Raw genomic sequence first — 16,013 nt, 5'->3', positions numbered from 1 at the left:
CGATCTTTTGATGTTGTTTTTTAAAGACAAGATCAAAAGATCGCAGCCTTCGGCAGCTCCTGCATGGGATCCGTGGGGCGATCAGACGGCGGCGTTGTAGAACTGCTCGCTGCTCTTCTGCTCCACCAACGCCTGCTCGATCGCAGCCTGGTGAACCTCGTCGGCATGCTCTTCACGCGCTTCCGGCTGGATACCCAGACGCGCAAACAATTGCATGTCCTTGTCCGCCTGCGGGTTGGCGGTGGTCAGCAGTTTGTCGCCGTAGAAAATCGAGTTGGCGCCGGCGAAGAACGCGAGCGCCTGCATCTGCTCGTTCATCGCTTCGCGGCCGGCGGACAGGCGCACGTGGGATTGCGGCATGAGAATGCGAGCCACGGCGAGCATGCGGATAAAGTCGAACGGGTCGATGTCTTCGGCATTTTCCAGCGGCGTGCCGGCGACCTTCACCAGCATATTGATCGGTACCGATTCCGGATGCTCCGGCAGATTGGCCAACTGGATCAACAGATTGGCGCGGTCATCCAGCGATTCGCCCATGCCGAGAATGCCGCCGGAGCAGATCTTCATCCCCGACTCACGCACGTAGGCCAGCGTTTGCAGGCGCTCGCTGTAAGTGCGGGTGGTGATGATGCTGCCGTAGAACTCAGGCGACGTGTCGAGGTTGTGGTTGTAGTAATCGAGGCCAGCCTTAGCCAGCGCTTCGGTCTGATCCTGATCGAGGCGGCCGAGGGTCATGCAGGTTTCCAGGCCCATGGCCTTCACGCCTTCGACCATCTTCAGCACGTACGGCATGTCTTTCGCCGACGGGTGCTTCCACGCCGCCCCCATGCAGAAACGTGTCGAGCCGATGGCTTTGGCGCGGGCAGCCTCTTCGAGGACTTTCTGCACCTCCATCAGCTTTTCTTTTTCCAGACCGGTGTTGTAGTGACCGGACTGCGGGCAGTACTTGCAGTCTTCCGGACAGGCGCCGGTCTTGATCGACAGCAGAGTCGAAACCTGAACACGGTTGGCGTTGAAATGTGCACGGTGCACCGTCTGCGCCTGGAACAGCAAGTCGTTGAATGGCTGTACGAAGAGTGCTTTGACTTCGGCCAGAGACCAGTCGTGACGCAGGGTGGCGGTGGTGCTCGCGCTCATGGCTAATTCCTTGGTTATGCTTGCTGGCGGCTGCGGGAACGGAATACCCACAGGCGCTACACGGATGTTCGGCATATTTAAGGAAGAGACATGCGCTGTCAACCACCATGCAAAGAGTCGGTTTACATCTGTTTAAAAAACGTACAAACCTGTTTGTTGTGTGATGAGCCGGCAGAAGCAGAAATGCCAATGTGCGTGGCCTGCGAAACTGAATTGCCCTGGCTCGGCGATCACTGCATCTCCTGTGCTTTGCCGCTTCCCTCCGCCGGTCTGACCTGTGGCGAGTGCCAGCTAGAGCCGCCAGCTTTCGAAGATGTGGTGGTGCCATGGCTGTATGGCTTCCCGGTCGACAGTTTGATTACACGGTTTAAACACAACGCAAAATGGCCGTTTGGCCACCTGCTCGCCGACGTTCTCGGGCAATACCTGCAACATCGCTTCGATGAGGGTTTGCCCAGACCCGATGCGTTATTGCCGGTGCCGTTGGCGCGTAAACGTCTGCGCCAACGGGGATTCAATCAGGCTGCGATGCTGGCGCAGTGGCTGAACAAGTCGCTTGATCTGCCAATTGAGGAGACTGTTCTGCGTCGCATCAAAGACACTGATGCCCAACAGGACCTCGATGCCAAGTCGCGTAAACGCAATCTGCATAAAGCCTTCGACCTCATGCCGGACGCGCAGGTGAAAGGCCGGCATCTGGCGCTGGTTGATGATGTGCTGACCACTGGCGCCACTGCGCAGGCGCTTGCGCGTCTATTGATGGACGCTGGCGCTGCGCGGGTCGATGTCTATTGCCTGGCGCGCACGCCGAAACCCGGAAGCTGAAGCCAACACAATCCCCCTGTAGGAGTGAGCCTGCTCGCGATAGCGTCATCAATGCCAACATCTATGCTGACTGAACCACCGCTATCGCGAGCAGGCTCACTCCTACAGGGATTTGGGTTCGGCTTGACTCTCGCGTCGCTAGCGGCCAACTTCCACGTCCACCGCCACAAAAAGCACCCATCCATGTCCATGCCTTCCCTGTTGTCCCAGCACATCGTCCGCCGTCCGCAGCGTATCGCCCTGCTGCAACACATCGCCGAACAGGGCTCGATCACCCGCGCGGCGAAAAGCGCAGGCCTGAGCTACAAAGCGGCGTGGGACGCGATCGATGAGCTGAACAACCTCGCGCAGAAACCGCTGGTCGAGCGTGCCGTCGGCGGCAAGGGCGGCGGCGGCGCGAAACTCTCCAGCGAAGGCGAGCGCGTTTTGCGTCTGTACCAAAAATTGCAGGCCTTGCAGGCGCAGGTGCTGGAGGCAGCGGAAGATGCCAGCGACCTCGATCTGCTCGGTCGGTTGATGCTCAGAACCAGCGCGCGCAATCAGTTGCACGGCAAAGTCGTGGCAATCGAAACGCAGGGCCGTAATGACCTGATCCGCCTCGAACTGGCCGAAGGGCTGTGCCTCGACGCGCAGATCACCCACGACAGCACCGTGCATCTGGAGCTGCAAGCCGGTACCGAAGTGGTGGCCCTGATCAAGGCCGGCTGGCTGGAATTGCTCGGCAACGATCAGTCTGCAACGTCTGGTCACAATCTTCTAAAGGGCACCATCGAAGCGATTCTCGACGCCGAAGACGGCCCGAGCGAAGTGCGGATTACCCTGCCCAACGGCCATACCCTCTGCGCCCTGGCTGAGCCGCTCGACTTGCGCACGCGCGGATTGAGCGTGGAACAACCGGTGCAGGTGCAGTTTTCGCCGTCCAACGTGCTGATCGGCACACCGCTGTAATCAGGCGCTGCAACGAAAGCGTCATCGACGCTCATTAAGGTGGCTGCCAAAACCAAGCAGGGAGCCTGATGTGAGCCTATTAGAAGAAAACCAATCCACTGACCTGGAAAAAATGGTCGGCCTCAGCCGTCGCGGTTTCATCGGCGCCGGTGCGCTGTGCGGTGCGGCGATGTTCCTCGGCGGCAGCCTGTTGAGCCGCAGCGCGCTGGCCACAGGCATTAGCGCCGGCAACAGCCGTTTGCTCGGCTTCGAGAGCATTCCTGCCGCGACCACCGACGTCATCACACTGCCCAAAGGCTACAAGTCTTCGGTGCTGATCAGTTGGGGCCAGCCCCTGCAAAAGAACGGCCCGGCGTTCGACCCGAGCGGTAACGGCACCGCTGCCGCACAGGAAGTGCAGTTCGGCGACAACAACGACGGCATGAGCCTGTTCGCCTTCCCCGACGACCGCAACCGCGCGTTGATGGCGATCAACAACGAATACACCAACTACCGCTACCTCTACCCGCACGGCGGCATGCCGCAATCGGCCGAAGACGTGCGCAAGGCACTGGCTTGCGAAGGCGTGTCGGTGATTGAAGTGCAACGCAAGAACGGTCAGTGGCAGTTCGTTCAAGGTTCGCGCTACAACCGGCGCATCCACGGCAACTCGCCGCTGCGTATCAGCGGCCCGGCGGCCGGTCACGATCTGATGAAGACCGCTGCCGACAAGCACGGCAAGAAAGTCCTTGGCACGTTCCAGAACTGCGCCAACGGTAAAACTCCGTGGGGCACCTATCTGACCTGCGAAGAAAACTTCACCGACTGCTTCGGCAGCAGCAATGCCCAGCAGCAGTTCGACCCTGCGCAAAAACGCTACGGCGTCTCGGCTGCCAGCCGCGAAATCAACTGGCACCCGTACGACCCGCGCTTCGACATGGCGAAGAACCCCAACGAACTCAACCGTCACGGCTGGGTGGTCGAGATCGATCCGTTCGATCCGCAATCGACCCCGGTCAAACGCACCGCACTGGGCCGCTTCAAACATGAAAACGCCGCCCTGGCCGAGACCGACGACGGTCGCGCCGTGGTGTACATGGGCGACGACGAGCGTGGCGAATTCATCTACAAATTCGTCAGCCGTGACCGCATCAACCATCGCAACGCCAAGGCCAACCGCGACATTCTCGATCACGGCACCCTGTACGTGGCGAAATTCGATAATGGCGACAGCAACCCCGATCACCCGAAAGGCCAGGGCCAGTGGATCGAGTTGACCCACGGCAAAAACGGCATCGATGCCAGCAGCGGCTTTGCCGATCAGGCTGAAGTGCTGATCCATGCGCGCCTTGCCGCCAGCGTGGTTGGCGCAACGCGCATGGACCGTCCGGAATGGATCGTCGTCAGCCCCAAGGATGGCCAGGTTTACTGCACCCTGACCAACAACGCCAAGCGTGGCGAGGACGGCCAGCCGGTGGGTGGGCCGAACCCGCGTGAGAAAAACGTCTACGGGCAGATTCTGCGCTGGCGCACCGACCGTGACGATCACGCGTCGAAGACGTTTGCCTGGGACCTGTTTGTGGTCGCTGGCAACCCGGGCGTGCACGCCGGGACGCCGAAGGGCGGCTCGAAGAACATCACCCCGCAGAACATGTTCAACAGCCCGGATGGCTTGGGTTTCGACAAGGCTGGGCGCTTGTGGATTCTCACCGATGGTGATTCGAGCAACGCCGGCGACTTTGCCGGGATGGGCAACAACCAGATGCTCTGCGCAGATCCGAAGACCGGTGAGATTCGCCGGTTCATGGTCGGGCCGATTGGTTGCGAGGTGACGGGGATCAGCTTCTCGCCGGATCAGAAAACCCTGTTTGTCGGGATTCAGCATCCGGGGGAGAACGGCGGTTCGACCTTCCCTGAGCATTTGCCGAATGGCAAGCCACGGTCTTCGGTGATGGCGATTACCCGCGAAGACGGCGGGATCGTCGGCGCCTGACAGGCCCTCATCGCGAGCAAGCTCACTCCTACATTTGGCATGCGTGCGTTCCCCTGTAGGAGTGAGCCTGCTCGCGATGGCGTCAGCACAGACACCAACCACCTGCCCCGCTGCCATCTGCGCTACCATGCTGGGCCGGACGCGGCAGCCTGCTGCGCGCAGGAGTCAGCATGGCCCACCCGTTTGAAACCCTCACACCCGACCTCGTGCTCGATGCCGTTGAAAGCATCGGCTTCCTCAGCGATGCGCGCATCCTGGCGCTCAACAGCTACGAAAACCGTGTCTATCAGGTCGGCATCGAAGACTCCGAACCGCTGATCGCCAAGTTCTACCGCCCGCAGCGCTGGACCAACGAAGCCATCCTCGAAGAACACAAGTTCACCTTCGAACTGGCCGACGTCGAAATCCCGGTGGTGGCGCCGCTGATCCACAACGGCGAAACCCTGCACGAACATGCCGGTTTCCGCTTCACGTTGTTTCCGCGTCGCGGCGGCCGGGCGCCGGAGCCGGGCAATCTTGACCAGCTGTATCGCCTCGGTCAGTTGCTCGGGCGCATTCATGCGGTTGGCGCGACCAAGCCCTTCGAACACCGTGAAGCCCTCGCCGTGCAGAACTTCGGCCACGCCTCGCTGAACACCTTGCTCGAAGGCAATTTCATTCCGAAAAGCCTGCTGCCGGCCTACGAGTCCGTCGCCCGCGACCTGCTCAAACGCGTGGAAGATGCCTACGCCAACACACCGCACCAGAACATCCGCATGCACGGCGATTGCCACCCCGGCAACATGATGTGCCGTGACGAAATGTTCCACATCGTCGACCTCGACGACTGCCGCATGGGCCCTGCGGTGCAGGACATCTGGATGATGCTCGCCGGTGATCGTCAGGAATGCCTGGGGCAGTTGTCGGAATTGATGGATGGCTACAACGAGTTCCACGATTTCGATCCGCGTGAACTGGCGCTGATCGAACCGTTGCGTGCCTTGCGCCTGATGCACTACAGCGCCTGGCTGGCGCGGCGCTGGGATGATCCGGCGTTCCCGCACAGCTTTCCGTGGTTTGGCACCGAGCGTTATTGGGGCGATCAGGTGTTGGCGCTGCGTGAGCAACTTTCAGCACTGAATGAAGAGCCACTGAAACTTTTCTGATCCGCCTCCATCCTCTGTAGGAGTGAGCCTGCTCGCGATAGGGTTTTATCAGTCAACGAAAATGTTGAATGTCAGAGCGCTATCGCGAGCAGGCTCACTCCTACATTTGTTCGGTGTTCACAATTTCCCGACCTATCCGCTAAGGCATTCGTAGACAAACCTCCTTACAATCCCTCCTTTGTCAGCTGCCTAAGCAAGGACTCTGCATGCAAGCCGCCAACCCGCGTCGCGGGTACATTCTGGGCCTGAGTGCCTACATTATCTGGGGCCTGTTCCCGATCTACTTCAAAGCCATCGCCGAGGTGCCGGCGGTCGAGATCATCATCCATCGGGTGCTGTGGTCGGCGCTGTTCGGCGCGCTGCTGCTGATGGTGTGGAAACACCCGGGCTGGTGGCGCGAACTGCTGGACAACCCGAAACGTCTGGCAATTCTGGCGTTGAGCGGGACGTTGATCGCGGCCAACTGGCTGACCTATGTGTGGTCGGTGAACAACGGACGCATGCTCGAGGCCAGCCTCGGTTACTACATCAACCCGCTGGTCAACGTGCTGTTGGGGATGTTGATTCTTGGTGAGCGTCTGCGGCGGATGCAGTGGCTCGCGGTCGGTTTGGCGGCGGTTGGTGTGGCGCAGCAGGTATGGCAAGTCGGCAGTCTGCCGTGGGTGTCGCTGGTGCTGGCGTTGACCTTCGGTTTCTACGGCCTGATTCGCAAACAGGCACCGGTCAAGGCGTTGCCAGGGCTGGTGGTGGAAACCTGGATGCTGGTGCCGATTGCCATTGCCTGGCTGCTGTTCAACCAGACCGCGACCAGCGCGCAACCGGAGTTCTGGACCACGTCCCAAGCCTGGTGGCTGGTGGCGGCCGGCCCGGTGACATTGGTGCCGCTGGTGTGCTTCAACGCCGCCACGCGCCACTTGCCTTACACCACCATCGGCTTCCTGCAATACCTGGCGCCGACCCTGGTGCTGTTGCAAGCCGTGCTGTTGTTCGGTGAGCATCTATCGTCCAGCACACTGATCGCGTTCATCTTCATTTGGGCCGGTCTGGCCGTTTATAGCGTTGACGCCGTGATCAGTTTGCGCCGGCGCAGTTGATCAAAAAACGCACAAACCCTCGCAGGCCGCGGTTCTCGTGGCCTGCATCGTTCTTTCCCAAGGTTATCCACAGCGTGATCCCCGCCGTTTGTGCGCAAGTCACTGAATGTTGGCGGTTTTTTGATCAACTCCAGCAAAGCCACGGCGGGCCTGGCGATGCGGGCAGTCTCTACAGGTTATCCACAGGCAGGTGCACGTTTAAACTGGATAACCCGGGAGACGCTCAAAGGTCAGTGCGTAACACCAGTTCGACCATCAGATCATCGGCCAGGGTTTCCAGGCGCGACTGCAAGACGTCGAGTGACAAAGTCAGCGGTACCGCGAGAATCGCCTCAGCATGGAACAGCGGCTCGCTGCTCATCGGTGCCGGGCGCACTTCCGTCACCAGCCGTTCAAGGTTGACGCCCTGCTCGCTCAAAAGCCGTGTGATGTCGCGGACGATGCCAGGCCGATCATTGCCCACCAACTCCATGGCGATCGGCTTCCATGTGCAGGACTGCTCAATGCCACTCTCGGCAATCAATACGCGAATGCCATGCGTCGACAATGCTTGTAGGGAATCGACTAATTCGTCGTAAGCCTCTGCCGGCACGCCCACCCGAAGAATCCCGGCGAACTGCCCGGCCATCCGCGACATGCGACTTTCCAGCCAGTTACCGCCGTGCTCGGCGATGCATTGGGCGATGCGCTCGACCTGTCCGGGCTTGTCCGGGGCAAAAACGGTGAGTACGAGATGGTCCATGGCGTCGCCCTCTTGTCATGACTTTTGTTGTAGAAGGGGAAGTATAGGCAAGGGTCGATTTTGCGTTGAGGCGACCGACGCTTTCGCGAGCAGGCTCGCTCCCACATAAACCGCTGCCATAGCAGCCAAATAGTATTTATGTGTACAACTTTTGATATTTAGCTGGAACAATCCAATGGTTTTTTGAGAACATCCTGTTCCGCGATGTGACCGCAATGCGACATGAGGTCGCAGAACGACGTAATTAGTCTGATTTTCACAAGCGCAACTCATCATGTAGTATGCCGCAGCGCGCACTACATAACGCTGGATCGATGTCTGCCCAAGGCATGTTCGCAACCCTGAAAGCCCCGTCAGCAAGGCCCCAAGCCTTTGATTGGTCCCAGCCCAGCCGCCAGCAATGGCATGTACTGGTCGGCAGGTTTGTGGTTTAAATGGCCAGAGGCTTCATTGTCAAAATTGAAGAGCTGAAAAGCGAAATAGCTGAGCAGAGTGAGGCAAGCAATGACTGAACACGTTCAAGTCGGTGGCCTGCAGGTCGCCAAAGTCCTGTTCGACTTCGTGAACAACGAAGCCATTCCCGGTACCGGCCTCACCGCCGAAAAATTCTGGGAAGGTGCCGACAAGGTCATTCATGACCTGGCGCCGAAGAACAAAGCCCTACTCGCCAAACGCGATGACTTCCAGGCTCGTATTGACGCTTGGCACCAGGAACGCAACGGTCAGGCGCACGACGCCGTGGCCTATAAAGCCTTCCTGCAAGAAATCGGTTATCTGCTGCCAGAAGCGGCTGATTTCCAGGCAACGACGCAAAACGTCGATGATGAAATCGCCCGTACCGCCGGCCCGCAACTCGTTGTGCCGGTGATGAACGCCCGCTTCGCTCTCAATGCTTCGAACGCCCGCTGGGGTTCGCTGTATGACGCCCTCTACGGCACCGACGCGATCAGCGAAGACGGTGGCGCGGAAAAAGGCAAAGGCTACAACAAGGTGCGTGGCGACAAAGTCATCGCCTTCGCCCGAGCCTTCCTCGACGAAGCTGCGCCATTGGCTGCTGGCTCCCATGTCGATTCGACCGCCTACAAAATCGCTGACGGCAAACTGCTGGTCACCCTCAAGGGCGGCAGCAACACTGGCCTGCGCGATGACGCACAACTGATCGGTTTCCAGGGCGACGCCAACGCGCCAATCGCGATCCTGCTGAAACACAATGGTCTGCACTTCGAAATCCAGGTCGATGCCACCACCCCGGTTGGCCAGACCGATGCTGCCGGCGTCAAAGACATCCTGATGGAAGCGGCGCTGACCACCATCATGGATTGCGAAGACTCCGTGGCTGCCGTCGATGCCGACGACAAAGTGGTGATCTACCGCAACTGGCTCGGCCTGATGAAGGGCGATCTGGCGGAATCCGTGTCCAAGGGTGGCCAGACCTTCACCCGCACCATGAACCCGGATCGCACCTACGCCGTGCCGAATGGCGGTGAAGTGACGCTGCACGGTCGTTCGCTGTTGTTCGTGCGTAACGTTGGCCATCTGATGACCATCGACGCGATCCTCGATAAAGATGGTAACGAAGTGCCGGAAGGCATTCTCGACGGTCTGGTCACTTGCCTCGCGGCGATGCACAACCTCAACGGCAACACCTCGCGTCGCAACACCCGCACCGGTTCCGTGTACATCGTTAAACCGAAGATGCACGGCCCGGAAGAAGCAGCGTTCACCAACGAGCTGTTCGGTCGCATCGAAGACGTGTTGGGCCTGAAACGCAACACCCTGAAAGTCGGGATCATGGACGAGGAGCGCCGCACCACGGTCAACCTCAAGGCCTGCATCAAGGCTGCCAGTGAGCGCGTGGTGTTCATCAATACCGGTTTCCTCGACCGCACCGGCGACGAAATCCACACCTCCATGGAAGCCGGCCCGGTTGTGCGCAAGGCTGACATGAAGGCTGAGAAGTGGATCGGCGCGTACGAAAACTGGAACGTCGATATCGGTCTGAGCACCGGCCTGCAAGGTCGCGCGCAAATCGGTAAAGGCATGTGGGCGATGCCCGACCTGATGGCGGCGATGCTCGAGCAGAAAATCGCTCACCCATTGGCCGGCGCCAACACCGCTTGGGTTCCATCGCCGACTGCTGCTGCGCTGCACGCGCTGCACTACCACAAGGTCGACGTGTTCGCCCGTCAGGCCGAACTGGCCAAACGTGCGCGTGCTTCGGTAGACGATATCCTGACCATCCCGCTGGCGGTCAATCCGAACTGGACGCCAGAGCAGATCAAGAACGAACTGGACAACAACGCCCAGGGCATTCTCGGTTACGTGGTGCGCTGGATCGACCAGGGTGTCGGCTGCTCGAAAGTGCCGGACATCAATGACGTCGGCCTGATGGAAGACCGTGCCACGCTGCGTATCTCCAGCCAGCACATCGCCAACTGGCTGCGCCACGGTGTCGTCACCGAAGCACAAGTGATGGAAAGCCTCAAGCGCATGGCGCCGGTGGTGGATCGTCAGAACGCCAACGACCCGCTGTACCGTCCACTGGCCCCGAATTTCGACAGCAACATCGCCTTTCAGGCGGCGGTCGAACTGGTAGTCGAAGGCACCAAGCAGCCGAACGGTTACACCGAGCCGGTATTGCACCGTCGTCGTCGCGAGTTCAAGGCTGCCAATGGCCTGTAAATTTGCGTAGATGGTGGATATGAAAAAGCCCTGATCGAGAGATCAGGGCTTTTTTGTTTATGCGGCGGGGCTGGGTTTTCTGGTCGACTTAAGATCCATCCCCCTCACCCCAGCCCTCTCCCCCATGGGGTAGAGGGGAAAGGGAGCAGATCTGTATGCCTTTCAAAATCTGAGCTCGGCTCAGGAATTGCCAAGGATAGAGGGGCAACGGAGCAGATCTTGGTGCTTTTCAAAACCTGAGTTCGGCTGGGAATCTCAGGTCGGTGTACCTCGAACATCCACCGCGGTCAGTCCCCTCTCCCTCCGGGAGAGGGCTAGGGTGAGGGGCTCTTAGGGTTCAATCCCCAATTCATGTTTCACCAGCGCCAACAACTTGCCCGTATCAATCGGCTTGAGCAGAAAATCCACCACGCTCAAATGCATCGCCGCAATCGCGTCTTTCACATCGGCATCGCCGGAGACGATGATGATCGGCATCGCCGCCCGCACCGATTCGCGCACCTGCCGAATCAACTCAAGACCACCGACATGGCCCATACGCAGATCGGTGATGACCAGCCCGATCAAAGGCTTTTCCTCAAGCATTTTCAGCGCCGTTTCGCCACTGGCAGCGGTCAGGCAACGAATGCCGTCCAACGCGAGAATCTCCGACAACAGCTCCCGGGCGTCCTTGTCGTCATCGACGATCAATACGCGCTGCGGTGGAAGATCAGGTTCGAGCATGACTGCACTGAGCGCTTCTCGCTCGGCATCGCTCAAAATATCGTGGTCGGACATGGCGTTCTCTAAGTGTTCAAAACAGTCCCTTGGCAAGTGGTCAGACATCGCTGGGCAGAGCTTCAATGTGCACTTCGTCGGATTTTTTTCCAAGGGGGTAATCGAGGGAATTTCCGACTGTTTGCGTAGGGCATCTCCGAAACTTCGCCAATGGTGGCAAAACCTAGACTTACGTCCAATGGGCACCCTGTCCGTAGGGGCCGACCATGGCCATAACGATCCGACAACAACAATTCGAAAAAGACTGCGGTAATGGTTATGAGTAAAGCGGATGCCTTCACCCAGGCAGGGAAAACCGCGGTATTGCAGAACATTCAGGGCACCCTGCAATTCCTCCAGCGCTTCCCGCCCTTCAATCAGATGGAACACGCCCACCTCGCTTATCTGGTGGAACAATGTCAGCTGCGGTTTTACGCTCAGGGCGAGAGCATCATCAAACCCAGCGACGGCCCGGTCGAACACTTCTATATCGTCAAGCAAGGCCGGGTGGTCGGCGAACGCCAGCACATCACCAAACCCGGTACCGAAACCACTTTCGAGATCACCACGGGCGAATGCTTCCCGTTGGCCGCGTTGCTTGGCGAGCGGGCAACGCGTACCGAACACCTGGCTGGCGATGACACCTTCTGTCTGCAACTGAACAAACTGGCGTTCATCAAACTGTTCGCGCTCTCCAGCAGCTTCCGTGACTTCGCCTTGCGCGGGGTCAGCAGCCTGCTTGATCAGGTCAATCAGCAAGTGCAGCAGAAAGCCGTGGAAACCCTCGGCACACAGTATTCGCTGAATACCCGTCTCGGCGAACTGGCGATGCGTCATCCGGTGACGTGCAGCCCGGACACGCCACTGCGCGAAGCGGTGAAGTTGATGCACGAACAGCAGGTCGGCAGCATCGTCGCGGTGGATGAGCACAAGTCACCGCTGGGGATTTTCACCCTGCGCGATTTGCGTCATGTCGTGGCGCAAGGCATCGGCGACTTCAGTGAAGCCATCGAGCGTCACATGACTCACGCGCCCTTCTATCTTTCACCGGATCACAGCGCATTCGATGCGGCCATTGCGATGACCGAACGGCATATCGCCCACGTCTGCCTGGTCAAGGATCAGCGCCTGTGCGGCGTGGTCTCCGAGCGTGATCTGTTTTCCCTGCAACGGGTCGATCTAGTGCATCTGGCGCGCACCATCCGCAGCGCCCAACGTGTCGAGCAACTGGTGACCTTGCGCGGCGAGATCGGTCAACTGGTCGAGCGCATGCTCGCCCACGGTGCGTCGTCGACGCAGATCACCCACATCATCACCTTGCTCAACGACCACACCGTGTGCCGGGTGATCGAGTTGACCCTCGCCGAAAAAGGCGACCCCGGCGTGCCGTTCAGTTGGCTGTGTTTCGGCAGCGAAGGCCGCCGCGAACAGACACTGCACACCGATCAGGACAACGGCATTCTGTTCGATGCCCGTGATGCGGCACATGCCGCCGAGATTCGCGGCAAGCTGTTGCCGATTGCCCAGCAGATCAACCAGAGCCTGGCGCAGTGCGGCTTCACCCTGTGCAAGGGCAACATCATGGCCGGCAACCCTGAGCTGTGTTTGTCGCGGGCGGAATGGGCGCGGCGTTTTGCGGCGTTTATTCGCGAGGCGACACCGGAGAATCTGCTGGGCTCGAGCATCTACTTCGATCTGCGCGTGGTCTGGGGCGATGAACAAGGTTGCGCGCAACTGCGCCGGGGCATTCTTGATCAGGTCGGCGACAACCGTTTGTTCCAGCGCATGATGGCCGACAACGCGCTGCGCAATCGTCCCCCGGTGGGACGCTTCCGCGAGTTTGTGCTGGCGCGCAAGAATGGCGAGAAAGCCACGCTGGACCTCAAGGTTCAAGGCCTGACGCCGTTTGTGGATGGCGCGCGACTGTTGGCGCTGGCCAACGGTATCGACGCCAACAACACCCTCGAACGTTTCCGCCAGTTGGTCGACAAAGAGGTCATCGAACGGCTCGACGGCGCGGCGTATGAAGAGGCGTATCACTTCATTCAACAGACGCGCATGCAGCAGCATCAGTTGCAGACCCGCGAGAATCTGCCGTACTCCAATCGCGTCGATCCCGACAGCCTCAATCACCTCGACCGGCGCATCCTGCGTGAATCCCTGCGCCAAGCGCAGCGCCTGCAAACCAGCCTGACCTTGCGGTATCAGCTATGAGCCTGTTTTCGTGGCTGCGCCCGGCCAGTCCGGTGGTGCCGGCGCAGTTGCAGCAGCGTTTGGCGAAGCTGCCGGCGACCGGCGAGTTGAGCGACTGTACCCTGCGCGAGCAGCGTTGGGTGGTGCTGGATCTTGAAACTACAGGGCTCAATCTGAACAAGGATCGGGTGTTGTCGATTGGCGCGGTGGTGATCGAGGATGGCGCGATCGATTTCCGTCAACAGTTCGAACGCACGCTGCAGTGCCGCGAATTGAAGTTGAGCCCCAGCGTGCTGATTCATGGCTTGGGGCCGAATGCGATTGCAGCCGGCAGTGAACCCGCCGAGGCCTTGCTGGAACTGCTCGAGTTTATCGGCGACAGCCCGGTGCTGGCATTTCATGCGCCGTTCGATCAGCACATGCTCGGGCGGGCGTTAAGGGAACATCTGGGGCACAGGTTGCAGCAGGTGTTTCTGGATGTCGCTGATATTGCGCCGCTGTTGTGTCCACAGGCGCAGATTCGCGAGGCCGGGCTGGATGAGTGGATCGAGTGGTTCAAGCTTGAAGTGTTCGAACGGCATAACGCGAGTGCCGATGCGCTGGCCACGGCGGAGCTGGCGTTGATTCTGTTCAGCCGGGCGCGTCAGCAGCAGATTCACAGTCCGTTGAATTTGCAGCAGCGGTTGAGCCAATGGAAACGCCGCCAGCAAGCCCCCTCCTTCTAACCCTCCCTGTAGGAGCTGCCGCAGGCTGCGATCTTTTGACCTTGATCTGCAAAAACAAGATCAAAAGATCGCAGCCTGCGGCAGCTCCTACAGGTTTATCCAAACGTGTCACCTGACCAGTGGCCAATTGCTAACCATTCCCACCTCTGCCAGAATCGCGAACAATTCGCGTTAGTTAATATTTCCCAATCGGTGATATTTGGTGTCTTCAGCTCAGAGTCCTCACAGTGAACTCGTTGGTGCGATGTATCGCGACCATCGCGGTTGGCTATTGGCCTGGCTGCGACGCAATGTGGCGTGCCCGCAACGGGCCGAGGATCTGAGTCAGGACACTTTCGTGCGCCTGCTCGGCCGCGATGAAATGCTGACACCCCGCGAGCCACGAGCGTTTCTGGTGGCGATCGCCAAAGGCCTGCTGTTCGACTATTTCCGTCGCGCCGCGCTCGAACAGGCCTACCTCACCGAGCTGATGCTGATCCCCGAAGGCGAACAGCCTTCTATAGAAGAACAGCAACTGATCCTCGAAGACCTCAAGGCCATCGACCGCTTGCTCGGCCAACTGTCGACCAAGGCCCGCGCCGCTTTCCTCTTTAACCGCCTCGATGGCCTCGGCCATGCCGAGATTGCCGAGAAGCTCGGCGTTTCGGTGCCGCGTGTGCGCCAATACCTGGCGCAGGGCATTCGGCAGTGCTACATCGCCCTGTACGGTGAGCCGACGTGAGCCCGGCCAGTTCCAGACCGGTACCAGCGCATGTGCTGGACGCGGCAATTGCCTGGCAACTGACCCTCGATTCGAGCACCGCGCTGGAACGTGAAGAGTTCGCCAAATGGCACGCGGCGCATGAAGAACACGCCCGCGCCTGGCGCCAGTTGGGCATGCTTGATCAACGTTTCAGTGTGGCCAAAGGCCCGGCGCGCAATGCACTGCTGCAATCACGCGAAGGCATTCGCCGGCGAGTGCGCAAGCTCGGCAGCGGGCTGGCCAGCGTTGTGGTGATCGTCGGTCTCGGGCTGTTCGCCAGTGAACGGTGGCTGCCGCTGGACTACTGGCTCGCCGATCAGCGTACGGCCACCGGCGAACAACGCACCCTGCACCTTGCCGACGGCACCGTACTCAACCTCAACACCCACAGCGCAGTGGATGTGCGTTTCGATGACAAGCGCCGACTGATCGTTTTGCAGGAAGGCGAGATTCTCGTCGAAACCGGTCATGGCGATGCGCGGCCGTTTATCGTCGAAACCCGCGAGGGCAGCATGCGCGCCCTCGGCACGCGGTTCCTGGTCAAGCGCGAGGAAGATGGCACCCGCCTGAGCGTGTTGCAGTCGGCTGTCGCCGCCCATGCGCAGGCGAATCCTGAAGAACAGATCCTGCGTGAAGGCCAGCAAGTGCTGCTGCGCAGTGATGGCCTGGGCTCGATTGTCGCCCTTAATCCCGGCGCCGATGCCTGGACGCGCGGGATGCTGGTGGTCGACAACGCACGACTGAGCGATCTGGTGCATGAGCTCGGACGTTATCGCCGTGGGCATCTGGGCGTGGCGCCGGACGTGGCGGACTTGCGTATTACCGGCAGCTTCCCTCTGCATGACACCGATAAGGCTTTGAGCGCGCTGCTGCCAACTTTGCCGGTGCAGATCGAGCGGCATACGCCGTATTGGGTCACAGTCGCGAAGGCTGATTCCAAACCTGAATGATCGGGTGGCTGAGCGGTTGCCATCGCGAGCAGGCTCACTCCTACAGTTGAAATGCGTTCCCCTGTAGGAGTGAGCCTGCTCGCGATGGCGTCATCCGCCACA

General features: G+C 59.7%; 13 protein-coding genes. 10 read left to right on the top strand and 3 right to left on the bottom strand.

All coding sequences use genetic code 11. From position 1 onward, the window contains the following. Window positions 1-81: 81 nt before the first annotated feature. Complete coding sequence (bioB, locus tag CQ009_RS09305; RefSeq protein WP_064388191.1) at window positions 82-1,137, bottom strand: biotin synthase BioB; 1,056 nt, start codon at window positions 1,135-1,137, stop codon at window positions 82-84. A 90-nt stretch (window positions 1,138-1,227) separates the two neighbouring features. On the opposite strand from bioB, the gene CQ009_RS09300 reads away from it, so the two are divergent. From CQ009_RS09300 to rarD, 5 genes are all read left to right on the top strand, one after another. Next, window positions 1,228-1,962, top strand: coding sequence for a ComF family protein (locus CQ009_RS09300; RefSeq protein WP_105705730.1), 735 nt, complete (start codon window positions 1,228-1,230; stop codon window positions 1,960-1,962). Between the two features lie 183 nt (window positions 1,963-2,145). Beyond that, window positions 2,146-2,910, top strand: coding sequence for a TOBE domain-containing protein (locus CQ009_RS09290; RefSeq protein WP_105705726.1), 765 nt, complete (start codon window positions 2,146-2,148; stop codon window positions 2,908-2,910). Between the two features lie 70 nt (window positions 2,911-2,980). Next, on the top strand, window positions 2,981-4,882 hold the full coding sequence (locus CQ009_RS09285) for a PhoX family phosphatase (protein ID WP_064388184.1): 1,902 nt from the start codon (window positions 2,981-2,983) through the stop codon (window positions 4,880-4,882). 170 nt (window positions 4,883-5,052) lie between these two features. Further along, window positions 5,053-6,027 carry a serine/threonine protein kinase gene (locus tag CQ009_RS09280; protein WP_016983182.1) on the top strand — a complete coding sequence of 325 codons (975 nt, stop codon included), beginning with the start codon at window positions 5,053-5,055 and terminating at the stop codon, window positions 6,025-6,027. Between the two features lie 206 nt (window positions 6,028-6,233). Further along, on the top strand, window positions 6,234-7,121 hold the full coding sequence (gene rarD / locus CQ009_RS09275) for an EamA family transporter RarD (RefSeq protein WP_064388182.1): 888 nt from the start codon (window positions 6,234-6,236) through the stop codon (window positions 7,119-7,121). A gap of 223 nt (window positions 7,122-7,344) precedes the next feature. On the opposite strand, the gene CQ009_RS09270 is transcribed toward rarD, so the two are convergent. Then, window positions 7,345-7,863 carry a glycine cleavage system protein R gene (locus CQ009_RS09270; protein ID WP_064388181.1) on the bottom strand — a complete coding sequence of 173 codons (519 nt, stop codon included), beginning with the start codon at window positions 7,861-7,863 and terminating at the stop codon, window positions 7,345-7,347. A 504-nt stretch (window positions 7,864-8,367) separates the two neighbouring features. Here CQ009_RS09270 and CQ009_RS09265 point away from each other — a divergent pair. After that, on the top strand, window positions 8,368-10,545 hold the full coding sequence (locus CQ009_RS09265) for a malate synthase G (RefSeq protein ID WP_105705724.1): 2,178 nt from the start codon (window positions 8,368-8,370) through the stop codon (window positions 10,543-10,545). Window positions 10,546-10,875: 330 nt separating this feature from the next. Here the strand turns inward: CQ009_RS09265 and CQ009_RS09260 are convergent, their stop codons facing one another. After that, entirely contained in the window at window positions 10,876-11,322 is a 447-nt protein-coding gene (locus tag CQ009_RS09260; RefSeq protein ID WP_105705721.1) for a response regulator, read from the bottom strand. 252 nt (window positions 11,323-11,574) lie between these two features. Here CQ009_RS09260 and CQ009_RS09255 point away from each other — a divergent pair, with 252 nt between their 5' ends. The 4 genes from CQ009_RS09255 to CQ009_RS09240 all read left to right on the top strand — a co-directional run bounded on the left by CQ009_RS09255 (window position 11,575) and on the right by CQ009_RS09240 (window position 15,911). Further along, window positions 11,575-13,515, top strand: coding sequence for a DUF294 nucleotidyltransferase-like domain-containing protein (locus CQ009_RS09255; RefSeq protein WP_105705718.1), 1,941 nt, complete (start codon window positions 11,575-11,577; stop codon window positions 13,513-13,515). After that, window positions 13,512-14,219: a PolC-type DNA polymerase III gene (locus CQ009_RS09250; protein WP_105705715.1), complete on the top strand. Its 708-nt coding sequence runs from the start codon at window positions 13,512-13,514 to the stop codon at window positions 14,217-14,219. The genes CQ009_RS09255 and CQ009_RS09250 overlap by 4 nt, the downstream gene beginning before the upstream one ends. Before the next feature lie 244 nt (window positions 14,220-14,463). Next, entirely contained in the window at window positions 14,464-14,940 is a 477-nt protein-coding gene (locus tag CQ009_RS09245) for an RNA polymerase sigma factor (RefSeq protein WP_371920179.1), read from the top strand. Then, on the top strand, window positions 14,937-15,911 hold the full coding sequence (locus tag CQ009_RS09240) for a FecR domain-containing protein (RefSeq protein ID WP_105705710.1): 975 nt from the start codon (window positions 14,937-14,939) through the stop codon (window positions 15,909-15,911). Before CQ009_RS09245 ends, CQ009_RS09240 begins: the two co-directional genes overlap by 4 nt. Window positions 15,912-16,013: the final 102 nt, after the last annotated feature.

The sequence above is a fragment of the Pseudomonas sp. MYb2 genome (genome assembly GCF_002979955.1).
Classification (GTDB): Bacteria; Pseudomonadota; Gammaproteobacteria; order Pseudomonadales; family Pseudomonadaceae; genus Aquipseudomonas.
Note: the sequence above shows the minus strand (reverse complement) of the source record. Positions and strands in the feature narration are given on the sequence as shown.